The 17,449-nt window shown below is 32.9% G+C and carries 18 protein-coding genes and 1 tRNA gene; 3 read left to right on the forward strand and 16 right to left on the reverse strand.

All coding sequences use genetic code 11. The features are described 5' to 3' along the window. Position 1 precedes the first annotated feature (1 nt). The 9 genes from AC2D8I_RS05395 to AC2D8I_RS05435 form a co-directional block, all read right to left on the reverse strand. On the reverse strand, positions 2-766 hold the full coding sequence (locus tag AC2D8I_RS05395; protein WP_484704970.1) for a ParA family protein: 765 nt from the start codon (positions 764-766) through the stop codon (positions 2-4). 426 nt (positions 767-1,192) lie between these two features. Beyond that, positions 1,193-2,620 carry a hypothetical protein gene (locus tag AC2D8I_RS05400; protein ID WP_484704971.1) on the reverse strand — a complete coding sequence of 476 codons (1,428 nt, stop codon included), beginning with the start codon at positions 2,618-2,620 and terminating at the stop codon, positions 1,193-1,195. Between the two features lie 236 nt (positions 2,621-2,856). Continuing rightward, positions 2,857-4,989 carry a methylmalonyl-CoA mutase gene (gene scpA / locus AC2D8I_RS05405; RefSeq protein WP_484705084.1) on the reverse strand — a complete coding sequence of 711 codons (2,133 nt, stop codon included), beginning with the start codon at positions 4,987-4,989 and terminating at the stop codon, positions 2,857-2,859. A gap of 1 nt (position 4,990) precedes the next feature. Continuing rightward, the gene (locus AC2D8I_RS05410; RefSeq protein WP_484704972.1) at positions 4,991-5,677 is read right to left on the reverse strand and encodes a hypothetical protein; all 687 of its coding nucleotides are present in this window, start codon (positions 5,675-5,677) and stop codon (positions 4,991-4,993) included. A gap of 23 nt (positions 5,678-5,700) precedes the next feature. Continuing rightward, complete coding sequence (locus AC2D8I_RS05415) at positions 5,701-7,062, reverse strand: methylmalonyl-CoA mutase subunit beta (protein WP_484704973.1); 1,362 nt, start codon at positions 7,060-7,062, stop codon at positions 5,701-5,703. Next, positions 7,055-7,357 (reverse strand): FtsB family cell division protein, encoded by a 303-nt coding sequence (locus AC2D8I_RS05420; RefSeq protein WP_484704974.1) that lies wholly within the window; start codon positions 7,355-7,357, stop codon positions 7,055-7,057. Before AC2D8I_RS05420 ends, AC2D8I_RS05415 begins: the two co-directional genes overlap by 8 nt. After that, positions 7,357-7,965 (reverse strand): uridine kinase, encoded by a 609-nt coding sequence (gene udk / locus AC2D8I_RS05425; RefSeq protein WP_484704975.1) that lies wholly within the window; start codon positions 7,963-7,965, stop codon positions 7,357-7,359. Before udk ends, AC2D8I_RS05420 begins: the two co-directional genes overlap by 1 nt. 49 nt (positions 7,966-8,014) lie before the next feature. Continuing rightward, a complete protein-coding gene (locus AC2D8I_RS05430; RefSeq protein WP_484704976.1) occupies positions 8,015-8,434 on the reverse strand; it encodes a c-type cytochrome in 420 nt (139 codons plus the stop codon). Positions 8,435-8,437: 3 nt separating this feature from the next. Beyond that, positions 8,438-9,541, reverse strand: coding sequence for a PQQ-dependent sugar dehydrogenase (locus tag AC2D8I_RS05435; RefSeq protein WP_484704977.1), 1,104 nt, complete (start codon positions 9,539-9,541; stop codon positions 8,438-8,440). Between the two features lie 111 nt (positions 9,542-9,652). On the opposite strand from AC2D8I_RS05435, the gene AC2D8I_RS05440 reads away from it, so the two are divergent. Further along, a tRNA-Pro gene (locus tag AC2D8I_RS05440) sits at positions 9,653-9,727 on the forward strand. A 360-nt stretch (positions 9,728-10,087) separates the two neighbouring features. On the opposite strand, the gene AC2D8I_RS05445 is transcribed toward AC2D8I_RS05440, so the two are convergent. The 7 genes from AC2D8I_RS05445 to AC2D8I_RS05475 form a co-directional block, all read right to left on the reverse strand. Next, the gene (locus tag AC2D8I_RS05445; protein WP_484704978.1) at positions 10,088-10,918 is read right to left on the reverse strand and encodes a carbonic anhydrase; all 831 of its coding nucleotides are present in this window, start codon (positions 10,916-10,918) and stop codon (positions 10,088-10,090) included. 24 nt (positions 10,919-10,942) lie between these two features. Continuing rightward, positions 10,943-12,346 carry a glutamate decarboxylase gene (gad, locus tag AC2D8I_RS05450; RefSeq protein ID WP_484704979.1) on the reverse strand — a complete coding sequence of 468 codons (1,404 nt, stop codon included), beginning with the start codon at positions 12,344-12,346 and terminating at the stop codon, positions 10,943-10,945. Between the two features lie 15 nt (positions 12,347-12,361). Then, positions 12,362-13,783: an APC family permease gene (locus AC2D8I_RS05455; protein WP_484704980.1), complete on the reverse strand. Its 1,422-nt coding sequence runs from the start codon at positions 13,781-13,783 to the stop codon at positions 12,362-12,364. 54 nt (positions 13,784-13,837) lie between these two features. After that, positions 13,838-14,167, reverse strand: a complete 330-nt coding sequence (locus tag AC2D8I_RS05460) for a hypothetical protein (protein WP_484704981.1) — start codon at positions 14,165-14,167, stop codon at positions 13,838-13,840. Positions 14,168-14,179: 12 nt separating this feature from the next. Then, the gene (locus AC2D8I_RS05465) at positions 14,180-14,407 is read right to left on the reverse strand and encodes a hypothetical protein (RefSeq protein ID WP_484704982.1); all 228 of its coding nucleotides are present in this window, start codon (positions 14,405-14,407) and stop codon (positions 14,180-14,182) included. Positions 14,408-14,478: 71 nt separating this feature from the next. After that, positions 14,479-14,706 carry a universal stress protein gene (locus tag AC2D8I_RS05470; protein ID WP_484704983.1) on the reverse strand — a complete coding sequence of 76 codons (228 nt, stop codon included), beginning with the start codon at positions 14,704-14,706 and terminating at the stop codon, positions 14,479-14,481. A gap of 212 nt (positions 14,707-14,918) precedes the next feature. Further along, positions 14,919-15,113, reverse strand: a complete 195-nt coding sequence (locus AC2D8I_RS05475) for a hypothetical protein (protein ID WP_484704984.1) — start codon at positions 15,111-15,113, stop codon at positions 14,919-14,921. Positions 15,114-15,297: 184 nt separating this feature from the next. Here AC2D8I_RS05475 and AC2D8I_RS05480 point away from each other — a divergent pair, with 184 nt between their 5' ends. Beyond that, on the forward strand, positions 15,298-16,734 hold the full coding sequence (locus AC2D8I_RS05480; RefSeq protein WP_484704985.1) for a hypothetical protein: 1,437 nt from the start codon (positions 15,298-15,300) through the stop codon (positions 16,732-16,734). 7 nt (positions 16,735-16,741) lie between these two features. Then, positions 16,742-17,209, forward strand: coding sequence for a hypothetical protein (locus tag AC2D8I_RS05485; RefSeq protein ID WP_484704986.1), 468 nt, complete (start codon positions 16,742-16,744; stop codon positions 17,207-17,209). Positions 17,210-17,449: the final 240 nt, after the last annotated feature.

Here is a 17,449-nt window from a genome sequence, read left to right on the forward strand (position 1 = left end):
TTTAGGTGTTTTTATTTATAATTTCTTTAGCTAAACTTAAATAATTGGTTGCGCCTTTACTAGCCGCATCATAGCTTATAATACTTTCGCCATAACTAGGGGCCTCACTTAAACGCACATTACGTTGTATAATTGTATCGAATACCATATCGTTAAAGTGTTTTTGAACTTCTTCTACAACTTGATTAGATAGGCGCAGACGTGCATCATACATTGTAAGTAATAAGCCTTCTATATCTAATTCTGGGTTATGAACTTTTTGTACACTTTTAATTGTATTTAATAGCTTTCCTAGACCTTCCAAAGCAAAATACTCACATTGTATAGGAATAATCACAGCATCAGAGGTTGTAAGTGCATTTAAGGTTAGTAGACCTAATGATGGCGCACAATCAATAAGAATATAATCATAAACGTCTTTGATTTCTGCGAGAGCCTTTTTTAACATATACTCACGCTGATCTTTATCGACTAACTCTATTTCAATAGCGACAAGGTCAATGTGTGCTGGAATGAGATCTAAATTAGGCGTAGTCGTTTTTAATATAGCATCACTTGCTGAAACAGTGTGTTCCAACAATTGATAGGAGCCTACTTCTACAGATTCTACATCTATACCTAAGCCCGATGTGGAATTTGCCTGTGGATCTGCATCTATAAGTAATACCTTTTTCTCTAAAACCCCTAAAGAGGCTGCAAGATTTACTGAGGTTGTTGTTTTACCAACACCTCCTTTTTGATTGGCAATTGCTATGATTTTACCCATTGATTGATTTGGTTTTAATTAGTGTAAAAATACAATTATTTATGACTAATAAAAGCGGAATTTGTAAACAGTTAATAAAACTAAATAAGCAATCTAAACCCTGTTTTTTGTTATTAGTATTATAATGGTCTTAAAAATAGCAGATTGTCCTTGTGTTCTATAGTATGGAAAAACTTAAATAAATAGTATGTTGAGATGAGAATTCTAGAGTCTTTATTTGATGTCTACAAGTCTTTGATTTTAAGTTGAAAAATTACGGTTTAACCTTATTAACTCTGAAGAGATTTCTTTTTAGTTATAACATCTTTACCTTTTTACGACTAAGCCTTAAGGTTTTTGTTAGGTGTTATGATTATTAAGTCTGGTTTTTTCGTTGATAGTCGTTTATCGTTATTATAAAATACAATGGATAAAAATTTTGTTTAATTATTTTGTTAGTCTTCTTTTAAATAATCTCATCTGTAACCTTATGGCATCAAATAATTTAAAAAGTCTTATTTTTTTTAAAAATAAAGCTCTAGCTCTTTCAAGGTTAGGGTTTGTAGGGATGGTATTAATGACTTTGTGATTGTCGACTAAATGCTCTATAATTTTTTTATATAGTTTACTTGTAAATTTGTCTCTGTCTTGTCTTTTTGAAGAAAGAAGTAGGTTTAAAAGTGCTCTTGAATTAAAAGGGGACATTAATTCTAAATTCATGGCATGGGCTTCTGTTTTTGCTTTTGCTGTCCAGTTACCCATTTTCTCTTCCCAATAAAATAAGTCTAATAGGTTGTAGTTGTATTTTAATAGATGCTTACTTTGGAATAGCCATTTTTGATATGTATTAATAACAAAAGCATTGTTAGAATAACCATTTAATAAGGTTAATTTTTTTGCTGTTACAGGAGTAATATAATTAAAATAGTTTCTAGCAATTTCACTTATATTTCCATTGATTAAAACTTTTCCTGAAATTATTTTAGGAAAGGATGTCGCTCTTGGATTGTCTATATGTTGAGTATGAGTTAATGAGATATTAGAGGCTTTAGAATCTTTTATAACAAGAAGTTCTTTATTAAATAAACGGGTTATTTTTTGTGCTATCTTAATATCATAATGTTCAGCATTCATATTGTGGTGCTGAGATACAAAATAATTACATTCCGTATCTAAACTAGCAAGAAATAGAAGGCGACTATCAAACCCGCCCGTTACTGGTAATATTATTGAATGTCTGTGTGAAATAGCTTTGATATACCCCTTAAGCATAAGTGCTGCTTTTTTTGCAATGTTGTCTATCGATTGAGGCTTAATTTTAGTAACTGGAAAAAAGCGAACAATTTTTTTATTTAATAGATCAATATAATGATTAGGAGCAAGGTGTTTTATATTAGGGTAAGAAGTGCTTGTACCTACGAATGTTTTTTTTTGATTAAAAAGAGTTGAATTATAATAAGTATGATTTTTAAGAGGTTCCCATTTGTTTAAAAGGACATGAAGTTGAGAGCCAAATTCAGAATAATCCTCTGTGTAATATACTTCTTTTTGAGCACAACAATCATTAAGTAAAATAAGTTCTTTTTGAGTAGCATATATAATAATGTACTCACCGTAATATGTGTCTAGAGTTTTAAAAAAATCATTTTTTGTCTGCTGTTGTATCAATTTGTCTAATAAATCTTGATTTGAGGCCTCTGGAGTTATATAGTCAAATAAATTACCCAGCAGGTGTAATGATAAAGTTGTGTTTTGCGAACAGGTGTATTCTAAGTTGTTGCTATATTGTAACTTGTATTTGTTTATTTTGATAATAGAACAATTGTCATAGTCTATAAGAGTCGAAGAACTCATGTGAAATTGTTTATTTTTCATAGGAATCAAAGTCTGTATGTAACATTATTAAAACAAGATTACTTTGGGTATTTTATTTTGGTCTTAGTTTGTGTTGTGTTTAGACTATAAAATATAGCTTCAGAAAAATGATGTTTTTAAGGGAGAATTATTAGCAAACACCTTTTAGAACTGGTCATTTTTTGGTTAAATTTAAAATCCTACTAATTATAATCATTAATAGGATTTTGTTAAACTTAAAAAGATATTTAAAGTGCTTATTCGTCATCTATCAATATCTTTAATATACTTATGGCAGCATCACTAATTTTGGTTCCTGGGCCAAAAACGGCTACAGCACCTGCGTCAAATAAATATTGATAATCTTGTTTCGGGATCACGCCCCCTACAATAACCATAATATCTTCTCTACCATAGTTTTTAAGTGCATCTATAACTTGTGGGACTAATGTTTTATGCCCAGCGGCTAGAGATGAAACGCCCAAAATATGTACATCGTTTTCTACTGCTTGTTTTGCGGCTTCTTGTGGGGTTTGAAATAAGGGGCCAATATCTACATCAAATCCAACGTCTGCATAACCTGTAGCGACAACTTTTGCCCCACGGTCATGCCCGTCTTGCCCCATTTTCGCTATCATAATACGAGGCCTACGTCCGTCTTGCTCGGCAAAAGTATTGGCAAGGTCTTGTGCTTTTTTAAAACTTTTATCGTCTTTTATCTCTTTACTGTACACGCCTGAAAATGATTTTATTTGTGCTTTGTAGCGTCCAAATTCGGCTTCCAAAGCATCACTTATTTCTCCTAAAGTAGCTCGTTCTCTAGCTGCTTCAACAGCTAAAGATAGTAAGTTTCCTTTATTCGTTTTACTAGCTTGAGTTAAATTAGCTAAAGCTTGTTTTACTTTCTGTGTGTTTCGTTGTGCTTTTATGGTGTTTAAACGCTGTATTTGCTGGTTTCTAACAGTCTGATTGTCGACTTCTAGAATATGTAAAGGGTCTTCCTCTTTTAATACATATTTGTTTACGCCAACAATGGTATCTTGCCCTGAATCTATTCGTGCTTGTTTTCTTGCAGCAGCTTCTTCTATTCGTAGTTTTGGAATTCCAGCTTCTATCGCTTTTGTCATTCCTCCAAGGGATTCTACTTCTTCAATTAAAGTCCATGCTTTGTCTGCAATATCGTTTGTTAATGATTCGACATAATAACTACCAGCCCAGGGATCTACAGTTTTGGTTATATGGGTTTCTTCTTGTAAGAATATTTGAGTATTTCTTGCGATTCTAGCTGAAAAATCTGTTGGTAAAGCTATGGCTTCGTCTAGGGCATTTGTATGTAAGCTTTGCGTACCTCCAAAAGCAGCAGCAGCAGCTTCAATAGTTGTTCTGGCGACATTGTTAAACGGGTCTTGTTCTGTTAAGCTCCAACCACTGGTTTGACAATGTGTTCGTAAGGCTAGTGATTTAGCATTTTTAGGGTTAAACTGTTTTACTAATTTTGCCCATAGCATTCTAGCGGCACGCATTTTAGCAATTTCCATAAAATGATTCATCCCTATGGCCCAAAAGAAAGAAAGGCGAGGGGCAAAGGTGTCTATGTCCATGCCTGCGGCTAGTCCTTTTCTAATGTATTCCAAACCATCAGCTAGAGTATAAGCTAATTCAATATCGCAAGTGGCTCCTGCTTCTTGCATATGATATCCAGAAATACTAATGCTGTTAAATTTAGGCATATTATTACTGGTATATTCAAAAATATCTGAAATAATTTTCATTGAAGGCGTTGGCGGATAGATGTAAGTATTCCTAACCATGAACTCCTTTAAAATATCGTTTTGAATGGTTCCTGCAAGGCGTTCTGGTTTCACCCCTTGTTCTTCAGCGGCAACAATATAAAATGCGAGTATAGGTAAAACAGCGCCATTCATTGTCATCGAAACAGACATTTTATCTAAGGGTATCTGGTCGAATAATATTTTCATATCTTCAACGCTATCTATGGCTACTCCAGCTTTTCCTACGTCTCCAACAACACGTTCGTGATCACTATCGTAACCTCTATGTGTTGCTAAATCGAAAGCAACAGAGAGCCCTTTTTGCCCAGCAGCCAAATTACGTCTATAAAAGGCATTACTGTCTTCAGCAGTACTAAAGCCTGCATATTGGCGAATGGTCCATGGCCTACGCACATACATAGTGCTGTAAGGGCCACGAAGGTTTGGTGCTATTCCTGCAACGAAATCCAAATGTTTAAGATTGGCAATATCTTTTTTAGAATACTTAGATTTAACATCTATATTCTCTGCAGTTTTAAAGTGTTTAGGGGCTATTGGAGGAACACTACTATTGTCTTTAGACTTTAAGCTAATATGTTGAATGTCTTTTCTGTGCATTTTAATGATCGTGATCTGCGTGCTCATCCTTTTTTATCGCAGGTTGTGTAGGTGTTATTTTACTAGGCGTTTTATTAAAATCTACTTTATTTGGAGCTTGTGCTTTTAATGCAGTAGCTTCTATATTCATTAATTTAGAATAATAATATTCTAAAGCTAAAAAAGATTTTAAACTTCCGTCATTTTGCATTTGTCTAGAGAGTGAACGCATAGGTGTTAAAACTAATAACGGTCTCATACTATTAGTCGATAATAGTGCGTTAAAGGTTGTTTTAAAGCTTTTTGATTTTATGTTTTCGGCAATACACTCCATAAGAGGAGATGTGTAATTAAGAGTCGTTTCTTTATTTTGAGTATTCCATATGCTAGCTTCTTTTTTTAACGCTTTAGCAATATTTAAACTGTGTTTTGAAGCAAGCTCTTCAATTTTAAATTTCCCATTTAAAACGCTTCCCATAAATCTAGAATAGGATTTGGGTTTAGATTTTCCTTTTTTATCATAAAAGGCAAGAATGTCTTGCTCAAATGAATAAACAGCTTCTTTATATAAGTCTCCCATAGGAAAATCGCAGGCAAGTAGTTTTGGACTATCCGCATATTTATAATCAAAGGCTACCGTTTCTTTTTTACAACTAGCAGTAGTGATTAATAGTGTGATTGCGAGAAATTTAAAAAAATGTGTTTGCATTATTTGAATTTTTTAAAGATTAGTTATTCAGATTTTAATCGTGTTTGTTCTATATTTTCAGCTAATCGTTTTTCTAAAATAGGTTCGATTAGTGTTTTTCTAATGTCTGTTTTTAAGAACGGATGTAACTCTAAGTTTTCTTTCATCTTATCGTTAACATTGGGGTGTTTATTTGTGCCTAATAACACAATTTCTCCAGAATTGAATTGTTCTTGCTCTTTACAGGCTGTTTCTTTTATTTTATTTTGAATAACCCCAGTTTTTAACTGCTCTAAAAAGCCCCCTGCACTTTCTATAGATTTAAAGATAGTTAATGCTTTTTCGGCTAGCTGCTCGGTTAAGCTTTCTATATAATAACTCCCGTCGGAAGCATTTGTAACGTGACCAAGGTAACTTTCTTTTTTGAGAATAAGCAACTGATTTCTGGAAATACGTTCTCCAAATTCATTGTCTTTATGGTATAAAGCATCATATGGCGCGTTGTAAACCGTATCTGCTCCTCCAAGTATAGCACTCATACATTCAGTAGTTGTACGTAGCATATTCGTGTTGTAGTCGTACAGTGTTTTGTTACGTTTGGTTGGTGAGGCTATTATGTGGCAGTTAGACTTTATTTTGTATTCTGAGGCCAAGGTGCTCCATAGTAAACGTAAGGCTCTTATTTTTGCTATTTCAAAAAAATAGTTGGTGCCAATAGCAACATTAAATACGATATCTTGTTTTAGTTCACCTTTAAAATAATTTAAATATTCATTAGCATGTGCTATCCCATAAGCTAATTGTTGTACTATTGAAGCGCCTGCATTTTGATATAGGTTTACATTTACACTTAGATTACTTTTTAAATCTAAATTGTGTTTTACAAGAGTTTCTAAATGTTTGTGATCTGCCTTGAGGTTGGTATACCAATTCCCTGATTTGGCAAGGTTACCAATAATATCTGTATGGATATAAATAGTTGCCTCATTAGCTATCGTATTTATATGTTTTGTGAATTCAGAATCTATAAATTGTAATTCTAGGTGAAGTGTTGTAGAACTAAGGTCTATGTTTTGCAGTAGATCTTCTATTACGATTGTATCGTTTGGAATGATAAATTTGATGCTTTCTGCTCCTCTATGTATAGCATCTAAAGCTTTTTTGTTTGCATTTTGTGTATGAGCTACAAAAATGGATTGACCAATTTTCCAATCGTTTGCAGGAATATAATGGTGCTCTTTATTAGTGAAATCATCACTATGATAAAATGGTTTAACATTTATATCTTCGTTTGTTTTCCAGATTAAGGTGTTATTGTAATCTGCTCCTTTTAAATCGGCTTGAATTTTTTGCTTCCAAGCTTTGGAGGTTACCGATGTAAAACCGTCAAATAAATTACTACTCATCATCTTTCGTTTTTAGACTGTCTTGGTACTCTATTATGTAAATGTCCTCATTCTCTCGTTTCATATAATATTCTTCACGAGCAAATTTTTCTAAGCCTTTTGAACTGCTTAACTCTTGTATTGCTTTTTGATCTTTTCTAAATTCTTCTTTATAATGTTGAATTTCATTCAGTTTAGCTTCCTTTTCTTTATTAAGGTCTCTATGTAATAATAAAGAGTTGCCATCGAAAAAAAGCATCCAAATGGTAAAAATTATAAATATTATTAAGAATTTATTTTTAAGAAATTTTGGCATTAATTGAGTTTTTCATTTATGATTGTACGTACAATGTTAACTGCTACAGTATTGTATTTGTTGTTAGGAATAATGATATCTGCATACTCTTTAGTGGGTTCTATAAATTGTTGATGCATCGGTTTTAATGTATTTTGATAACGCGATAATACTTCATTAATGTCTCGTCCACGTTCGGCTATATCTCTTTTTAAACGTCTAATTAGGCGCTCATCACTATCTGCGTGCACAAAAATTTTGATATCAAACATTTCTCTCAATATTTTGTTAGTAAGAATCAAAATACCTTCTACTATCATTACTTTTCTAGGCATAGTAGTAATAGTGTCTCCTGTTCTATTGTGTTTTACAAAGGAATATATCGGTTGATTTATAGATTCTCCTTTTTTTAATGTTTTTAAATGTTCTCCTAACAATTCGAAATCGATGGATCTGGGATGATCAAAATTTATTTTTTTACGCTCTTGAAAGGATAGGTGTGTTGTGTCTTGATAATAAGAATCTTGAGATATAATACCAACTTCACCCTCTGGAAGTTCATTTAATATTTGATTTACGACTGTTGTTTTTCCACATCCTGTTCCTCCTGCAATTCCTATTATTAGCATATTTGTTTTATTTTTTAACGGTACAAATTTAGGAATTTGTAATCACTATTTATTGTTGAATTTTTGAAACTTCACTTTCGGTTATAAGTTCTTTGTTTTTGTTGCTCCAACTATTTGTTATGTAATTCATTACGTTTGCTATTTCTTTGTTTGTAAGTCCAGGTTTAGTCATTGTGCCATTATATTTTATACCGTTGACTTCTATAGTGCCATTCAATCCATACTTTAGAGCTTTTATGCTCTCTATACGTTTAGACATTAAAAAATCCGATTTATCTAATGGAGGAAATGTATTGACAAGTCCTTTTCCATCTGCCATGTGGCAATGTCTACAAAAGTTATTGTAGATTTCTTTTCCTTGATTAAAACCTTGAATGCCATTACTATTTTCGGGGAGTTCCTTTTTTTTAGATTGACAATTAAAAAATAAAGTGACAATAGGGATGAGGCTATAATAGTATATTTTCATAGTTTAAAGTCTTTTTAATTTAATGATTCCTAAATTCTCCACGCCTACATAGATGTATCCGTCTGGACCTTGTTTTACTGCGCGTACGCGGCCAATACCCTTTAACAAACGTTCCTCTTTTATTACTTTGTTGTCTTTTAATTGGCAGCGATTTAAATAGTTGAATTTTAAAGAGCCTACAAGCAGATTCCCTTTCCAATCTCCATATTTTTCTGAAGTAATAAAAGCCATTCCGCTAGGGGCTATAGATGGTGTCCAATAATGAAGTGGTTGTTCCATTCCTTTTTTAGCTGTTTTATTTGTGATTTTTGAACCGCTATAATTTTTGCCATATGTAATTTCTGGCCATCCGTAGTTTTTACCTGGTTTTATAATATTTATTTCATCGCCTCCGCGTGGACCGTGTTCATGAGACCATATTGCTTTAGTTTCAGGGTGTATTACCATACCTTGCGGATTTCTATGTCCATAAGAATAAATGGCTATTTTTGCATTGTCTTGATTTATAAAAGGGTTATCCTTAGGAATAGTCCCATTAGTATGTAAGCGATATATTTTACCTCCATCTTTAGTTAAATCTTGTGGATTTACAGCTCTATTACCACGGTCTCCAATAGAAAAAAACAAATATCCTTTTTTATCGAAAACTATTCTAGATCCAAAATGCTGACCTTTTGTAGTATTAGGTACAGCTTTATAGAGCAGTTGTTTTTTTATAAGGCGATTGTCTTTAATTTTGGCTCGCATTATAGCTGTATTTCCACCATCTTCTTTTCCTTTTGGAGCGGCATAAGAAAAGTAAATCCATCCATTATTTTTGTAATCTGGAGGTAACGCAATATCCAATAAACCACCTTGACCTCTTGCATAGATTTCTGGGAGGCCAGAAATTTCTGTTTTTATATTGTTTTTGAAGTGAATGAGTTTGCCTTCTTTTTCTGTTATTAGAATAGAACTATCAGGTAAAAAAGCAAAGCCCCAAGGGATGTTTAACTTAGGAACAATAACTTCATAAGTCGTTTTAGTAGCTAATTGCTTTTCACTTTGAGCACAAGTCGCTAAACTCAAAAATAAGATTAAAAAAAAAGAAAGTGTTTTTAAAGACATCTCTAATAAAAATATTTTTACAATTTACGATAAAAATAGTTTCATACTTTAAATAATAGTGTATATTTGCACTTCCAAAATCGAGAGTGTTTTTGGAAAAGATAATCTATTCGGGGTGTAGCGTAGCCCGGTTATCGCGCCACGTTTGGGACGTGGAGGCCGCAGGTTCGAATCCTGCCACCCCGACTAAAATTAATATTAAAGAAAACTAAAACCTTGTAAATCGTATGATTTACAAGGTTTTTTGGTTTTTAAACTACCCTAAAATTGATGGCTTTCGTCTAAAGATCCTAAAAGGGATTCAACGGTTCTAAATCGAGTGGTCATAAACTTTGAAAGTGCTATTCTTATTAAAGTATTAGTGCTTAAAAACCAACTGAAAACAGGGGTAATATCAACATTATCATATCAATAAACATTTACAATGGGTTCATTAAGGGACATGGTTTACACCAAATAACGTATCTCTAAAGGGGATAATTTAAAATACTAAAAATCCGCTGATGTTTTTCAGCGGATTAAATTATTGGGTAAAGAGGCTTTAGGTTATTCAGACATAATTACCACGCGTCCGTTTATCGGTTGTGCGGGTCTAAAATTACTATTTGGTAATGATTGTCTCATTTTTTCAACCTGTGTAGGAGAAACTGTGATAGGGTTTTTAAATATAATCCAGTTTACACCTTCGGTACAAGGAGGGGTTGTTAATGAGCCTGTATAATAGTAGTAGCCTTTGTCTTTCGGTAAAATACTAGGTAAACTAAAGCTCTTAGCAACTTTTTTTGTTTCCCCTTTTTTAATAGGTAAATACGATTCTAAGAAATTAAAAGGAGCACTTCCTTCTCCTTCTTCTGCCATTACAGCAAACACTAATAATTTTCCTTTTTCACTTTGATGTACTAAGTGGATTACCATAGGGTAGTGAATGCCATTAATAGTGTGCTCTGATGGTTCATGGAAATGAATTTGTTTTAAGTTGTATTGTACATCATTAAAAATATGATGGTCTCCTAATTCAAAGTTAAACTGTACAGAATGCCCATTGTTAATTACATCATAAATCATGGTTTCTTCTTTATAATTTGGATCTGGTTCTCCTAAAGCTTCAGCTTTCGCATTTTTAGTTACAATATTAATTGGAGATTGGTGGTCTCCTGCACAATCGGTATATGATTTATGCCAATGCTCTGGTCCTCCCTTTCCATTATAACTCCAATCATGGCTTTGATGCGTCGGTGTCATGGTTTCTTCTACTAAAGTATCCTTACCATTAGTAATGACAGTTTCATTTACTCTTTCTTCTTGTGATTTTTTATTGCCTTTACAAGAGATTGTAAAAGTTAATATACAGACAAATAGAATTGCTTTTATTTTCATCAGTATTAATTTAAATATTAGTGTTTATTTGTGCCCTCCATGACTATATCCTCCTGTTTCATCGGCAGTCATGGCTACAGATACTGGATGTTTCTCAAAATGTGCTAAAGCACGTTTCATATCTTCAACTAATAAATTTCCCATATCGTAGCTAAATCCATGTTTTACAAGAATGCGTTGTATCACTAAATCGGTTCTGTTTTCTGGCATAGAATAGGCAGGAACCAACCAACCGCGCATACGTAAACGATCTCCAAAATCGTACAATGTAAAGTTTACGTTGGCATCCTCTTTTAGTTTCCAAGATAAAGCTGGCATCCCTCCATGACCAGCGTAGATAATTTCAAAAGGGCCAAGTTTTTCAATTTCCTTTGCAAGGTATTGAGCTGTTTTATAACAGGCTTCATGAATACTTTTATAACCTTCTTTGCCTAAACGAATAAAATTGTAGTATTGAGCAATGATTTCTCCTCCTGGGCGTGAAAAATTTAAAGCGAATGTTGGCATATTGCCTCCTAAATAATTCACATTAAATATCAAATCTTTAGGCAAATCTTTTTCATCTCTCCAAACAATCCAGCCAACCCCTAAAGGTGATAAGCCAAATTTGTGTCCAGATGTATTGATGGACTTCACTCTAGGTAAACGAAAATCCCACACCAAGTCGGGGTCTATAAATGGGGCAATAAAACCGCCACTAGCGCCGTCTACATGAATAGGAATATCAAGTCCTGTTTCTTTTTGAAAAGTATCTAGCGCATCACTTACAGCTTTTACGGGTTCGTATTGACATGTATATGTAACACCTAAAGTTGGGACTACTCCAATCGTATTTTCATCGCAACGCTTTAACACTTCTTCTGGCGTCATAATTAATCGGTCACCTTCCATAGGAATTTCACGAATTTCAATATCCCAGTAGCGACAGAATTTATGCCAACAGATTTGAACAGGGCCCGTAATTAAATTAGGTTTTTCGGTAGATTTCCCGTTGGCTTTTTGACGCGCTCTCCATTTCCATTTTAATGCCATTCCTCCTAACATGGCCGCTTCACTAGAACCCGTTGTTGAGGTCCCAATGGTATTGGCTGCATCAGGTGCATTCCATAAGTCTGCAAGCATGTGTACGCATCTGTTTTCAATTTCGGCAGATTGTGGATATTCGTCCTTGTCAATCATGTTTTTATCAATATTCTCTGCCATTAATTGTTGTACTTGAGGTTCCATCCAAGTGGTACAGAACGTCGCGAGATTTTGTCGAGAATTACCATCGAGTATTAACTCATCATGAATTGCTTGATAGGTTGGTTGTGCTTCCGATTGACTGTTAGGAAATTTGTATTTAGGTAGTATTTTACCCATTTCTGACGATGCATATGTATCATCAATAAGATCTTTTGTTAAATGATCTGTTTTGTGTAATGCCATTTTGATGTGATTTTTTTAATTTGAATCATTATTTTCTTTCCAGTTTTTCTTTTTAATTCTGTTTAATAACAAAGGTGGAATAGCAAAAATAACGATTCCGATAATTAAGAGAATTAGATATAGGGTTGGGGAACTAACAGGTAATGGTGTAGGGGGGATAAAGCCTATAAAGAAACAGGCTATGGTGCATAAAACACCAATGCCGCATACTAGCCAAATACCCAGTTTGCCACCTGGTACTTTGTATGCCCTTGTTATATTAGGTTGTGTGTATCTTAATTTTATAGCAGCTGTAAACATTAATATATACATCATACAATATAGAATAACAGCAATAGCCGTTAAAATTAAAAACATACTATTTACGTTGCTTATTAATAGAAAAGATAGGCCTATTAATGAAATAAAAATAGCTTGTCCAATAAGCATGCGAGTTGGGACTTCTGCTTTATTTTGTTTATGAAAATAACGAGGGAGATTGCCTTCAACTCCTGCAGCCCACAATCCTTTGATTGGACCAACAACCCAGGTACTTACTTGTCCAGCAGCTCCCATAGCTATTAAAAAGGCTATTACTGGAATTAACCATGTAATTTTATATTCTGTTAACAACATTGAAAAGGCTTGAATGGCACCATTTACTGAATTTATTTTTTCTAACGGAATGATAGAACCAATTGCAAATGCACCCAATAAAGTTAGTACAAAACCTATAATTGCTGCTGAAAATAAAGCAATAGGGAAATTTCGTTGTGGATTTACAACCTCTTTGGCATGTGTAGCCGATACTTCTATGCCTACAAAACCAAAAACGAAGTTTAAGAATAAGACCAATGCTGCAGTATTGGTAATGGATGGGATTAAGTTACTTTGAGACAACGATAAGTCTATGTGAAGCGGATTGCCTTTTGCAGCATAAAATACCCCACCAGCAATTAACAAAATTGTAGGTAATAAAACTCCAGCAGATAGAGCAATACTTGAAATTTGACCTGAACGCTTTGTGCCCTTAAAGTTCATAAAGGTAGCTAACCAATAAATAACAAGAATACTCGCAGTTATAAAATAACGATTGTTACCTAATTCAGGATTAAAGGTATAGGCTAATGTCCCTCCAACATAGGTTAGGATACTTGTAATTCCGAAAATGCTTTGTACCCACTGTAACCAAACAGCCATAAAGCCTAATTTGGTTCCGAATGCAGCTTCTACCCAATGAAAAACGCCATTTTGTGGCCAGCCTGTCGCAAGTTCTGCTGAGACCAACGCAATCGGAATTAGAAAGGCAAAAACAGTTACAAAATTGAAAAAAATCATTTGTAGGCCTGTTTCTGCCATGGCAGGCATATTACGCAAAGTCATAAACAATGCTGCTGTCATGAATATTAAAGGAATGACTGTTAGTTTTCCTTTTGTGCTTTTAATTTTTTTGGTCATATTTATAGATTATTCATTGAGAATGCATCTCATTGTGCCAGCAATAACTTTTACCTAAAACGGCTTTATAGGGACTCTATTATTTTCATAAACCATTACAATATCTTTTTCTCCATCATTATTGACTTTAAAATTGAAGGTATAAATTATTTTATCACTTTTAACCATTGTAGATTGATTAGTTGATGAAATAATAGGCTCAATTATAGAGTTTAAACCCCGTTTGTTTTCCCTGTCTGCATCACCTTCTTGTTGTATTAGAAATGGACTGTCTAATTGGTACTCAACCGTAGTGTTATTGTCTTGTTCTGTTAACGGTTCAAAGGAACAACTAACAATTGATAAAATGATTACAATTAGGCTTAAATGTTTTAATATTTTCATAAGGTTAGGTTTTTAATGCGTTGTTATTATTGGTGCCTTAGTGTGTTCTAAAATACTCTGCAAACGGTTTTTACCGAACAATTGGTGCCAAACCGTTGCTTTATGTGGGGGCATGGCTAAAGCATCGATATTGTGTTTTTCTATAAATTCGCGTAAGCCTTCGTTTAAAGTATTACTGGTTACTATATGAAAATCTATAGTCTTATTATTTTTGAAATAAGGCCTCAGGTTATCATCCATTTGTTGCTCTTCATTGAGCAGATTACCTAAATGTACGCAATGGGTTTTAACGTCAAAAGGTTTTATGAAATTTAAAAAATGTTCAATATTCTCTGTTGTATGTTAGTGATGTAATCTATATTTTTTATGTGTATATAGTGATCTTGTTCTGGTACAACTATTACTGGTACTTTCGCATTTCTTAATAATTTTTCGTTAATGTTTTTTATCAGTTTAGACGGGTGATGTTTATCATGAATACCAGAAATAATAAGGTCTATATTATTTGTTTGTACTTCATTAGTAAGCCCTTTCGCCATAGATTAATGGTACTTGAGTATTTATGAGCGCACAACATTTCAGTATTGCTAAAGGCTTGAGTTAATGTGGCCAAATCAAAGTCTCTTTTCTTAATGTGTTTTATAAGGGGATGGTTTTTAAAAGGGTTCATCCAATACTCTTTATTGGCATCATCTAAAATGCGACTTTTTTTTCGTTCACCGGCCGTGTATTGTATTAAAGTGGGACTTTGTTATAATTGCCATTTTGATGGCCTTGTATTGAGGCTATAAAATTGATACCTGATAAATTGGGGTTTATTAGCTATTCCTTCTTGTTCTAATACTAAAGCATTAGTTTTTAATGTTTTCTCCTCCAGTTTTTTGTCTGTTTTGTATGAAGAGAATAGTCGTGTAACAATTAAAAAAGGTAATGTAAATCTTTTCATTTTTAAATTAATTTAAGGTGTTATATTTTAGTGCGGTCTCCTTGTGTGTATGTACAGGAACCCTATGTTTAGAGTCGTTTAACCATTGATTATACAAAAGGTTTTTTGTAGATTCACCCCAAAGTTACAGTATAAAAACGTCAATTATTGATATAAAAAAATGGTCTTTGTGACTAGTAAAAAAATGAGAAGCAATAAATTATTAGACTTAATTAACGCCTTATCAAAATCTGAAAAACATAGATTGAATCAGCAGTTTAAGCAACAACATTATGAAAAAAATAAGTATAAAGAATTGTTTGAAATATTAACCAATTGTGATACCTCTACTTTAAATAAAGAAGTGATTTTTACAAAACTTTATGATACTGCTTACACCGAAGATAAAGACTACTTGTTGCGAAATGTATACAGAAACTTAACTCGGAAGATTGAAGATTTTTTAATTGAAGAATCTTTTTATGAGGCAATCAAAGAGAATCTAAATATTTATAACTACTTGCTTTTAAAATCGTTAGCGCACTTGCGACTTTATAATTTATTTGATAAAAATTTTAAAGACTCTGTAAATCATGCCTTGGCAGATGGGGATTACTTAATAGCTTCATCTATGACTAGTTTACAGGTTAATAACTATATTCATCATGTCGTACCTAAAACCAAAAATTTTGAGACAGCAAACCATTTATTGTCTTTGCAAATGGCGTATTTAAGTTCGTTTTACTTAAATAATAGATATAAATCTGAAATAAAACAAAAGCAAATTGTAACTACATTGGGTGTTGAAAATGGGAACAAAAAAGAACTATTAGATTATATAGATGACAACGAGAGGGATTACGAATCTTATTTAAGATTAAAGTATGACCTCTTTAATAGAACCGTTGAAGATGCTGTTAAGCATTTAAAGAACTGTATTTCTATTTTAGAAAAACTACCAGAAACCTTTAAAGATGTAGAGAAAGAAAAACAATTTTGTAGTTTGTCGTTAGCACATGAGTATGCTTTAAAAGAAGAATATGATAAAGCTAATGCTATTTATGAAGTCTTTTTAAAAGAAAAAACAATAGAAGATACTTTAAAAACGACATTGATTTTTGATTATATATCTAATTTAATCCGACAAGAAAACTATGCTTTAGCATTGGAAAAAGTTCATAGTTTTGAAGCTGATATTAATCTTGCAACACCAGCACTACAATTAAAGTTAAGATTCTTAAAACTAATGTTGTTTGCTTTTTTAAAAGAAGGTGCTTTGCTATACGAGCATGTGCCTTTATGTCATAATTTAGTTGACTATGAGAAGTATATATGTCGTTTTCTTTATAGTATTGTGTCGTACTTGCGTAATGAATATGCAGATGCATATCGCGAATGTTTAAACTTAAAAAACAGCTTACGTTACAAAGGGCCAAAATTTGATGTTAGAGATATTTTAGGCTTTTATTTACGTTTTTATAATCTAAATAATAATAATTTGGATAGCGAAGCGCACCTATTAAAAGGACTAAAAAGGTTACAAAACGATATGAACGTCTATACCAACCATGCTTTGCCAGAATTTAAAGAATACTTGCCCTTTTTATGGTTGAAAAAAGAAGTGAATTTGAAACTAGAATAATTTTAAAATGAAAACAGAGTCTATAAAAGTTATACTGCTTGAGTCCTTAAGAGCAGCAGAGAAAACGATTGAAGCAGATTTGAATAATGATGAAGAATCAAAAGAATGGATACAATATTTGTTGCATTTTTTTAAGTACCTAGGCATAGAAGCAATTGATAAATTAGCCATAGAAGGAAAAGTATATATAAAAGACCAGATTCACGAAAGTATTCACAAGTCTATTGTTGTGCTCTCTAAAGTAGTCTCATCGTTAATGACATTAATGATTGGGTTTTTAATAGTCTGCGTAGGTTTAATTTTTGGTGCGGTTGCTTTGTCTTTATGGTTAGGCCGTTTGGTTGGTAGTTCTGCTTTAGGTTTTTTAATAGCAGGAGGGGTATGGATACTTATTGCTTTTATAATGGTTAAGATGGTATTTAACAAAAAGAAATTGGAGCGTGTTATATCTAAAAAAGTGAAGTTTGACTCTTAAAGTCTTCAAAGAGTAGCTTAACTATTTTTTATTGCTCAAAATAAATTGAAAGTGTAATTTTTTAGTTTTAAAAACATAAAGTCAATGGTGGGCTACCTGCCACCCCGACTGAGAGTGATATCAATCACAATTAAAACCTTGTTAATTATAAGATTAACAAGGTTTTTCTGGTTTTTAAGAAAACGTGAAAATTGATATTGTATGATTTAATGGATCAACCCAAAAGTTTTATGTGAATAG

The organism is Lacinutrix sp. YIN62, assembly GCF_057219185.1.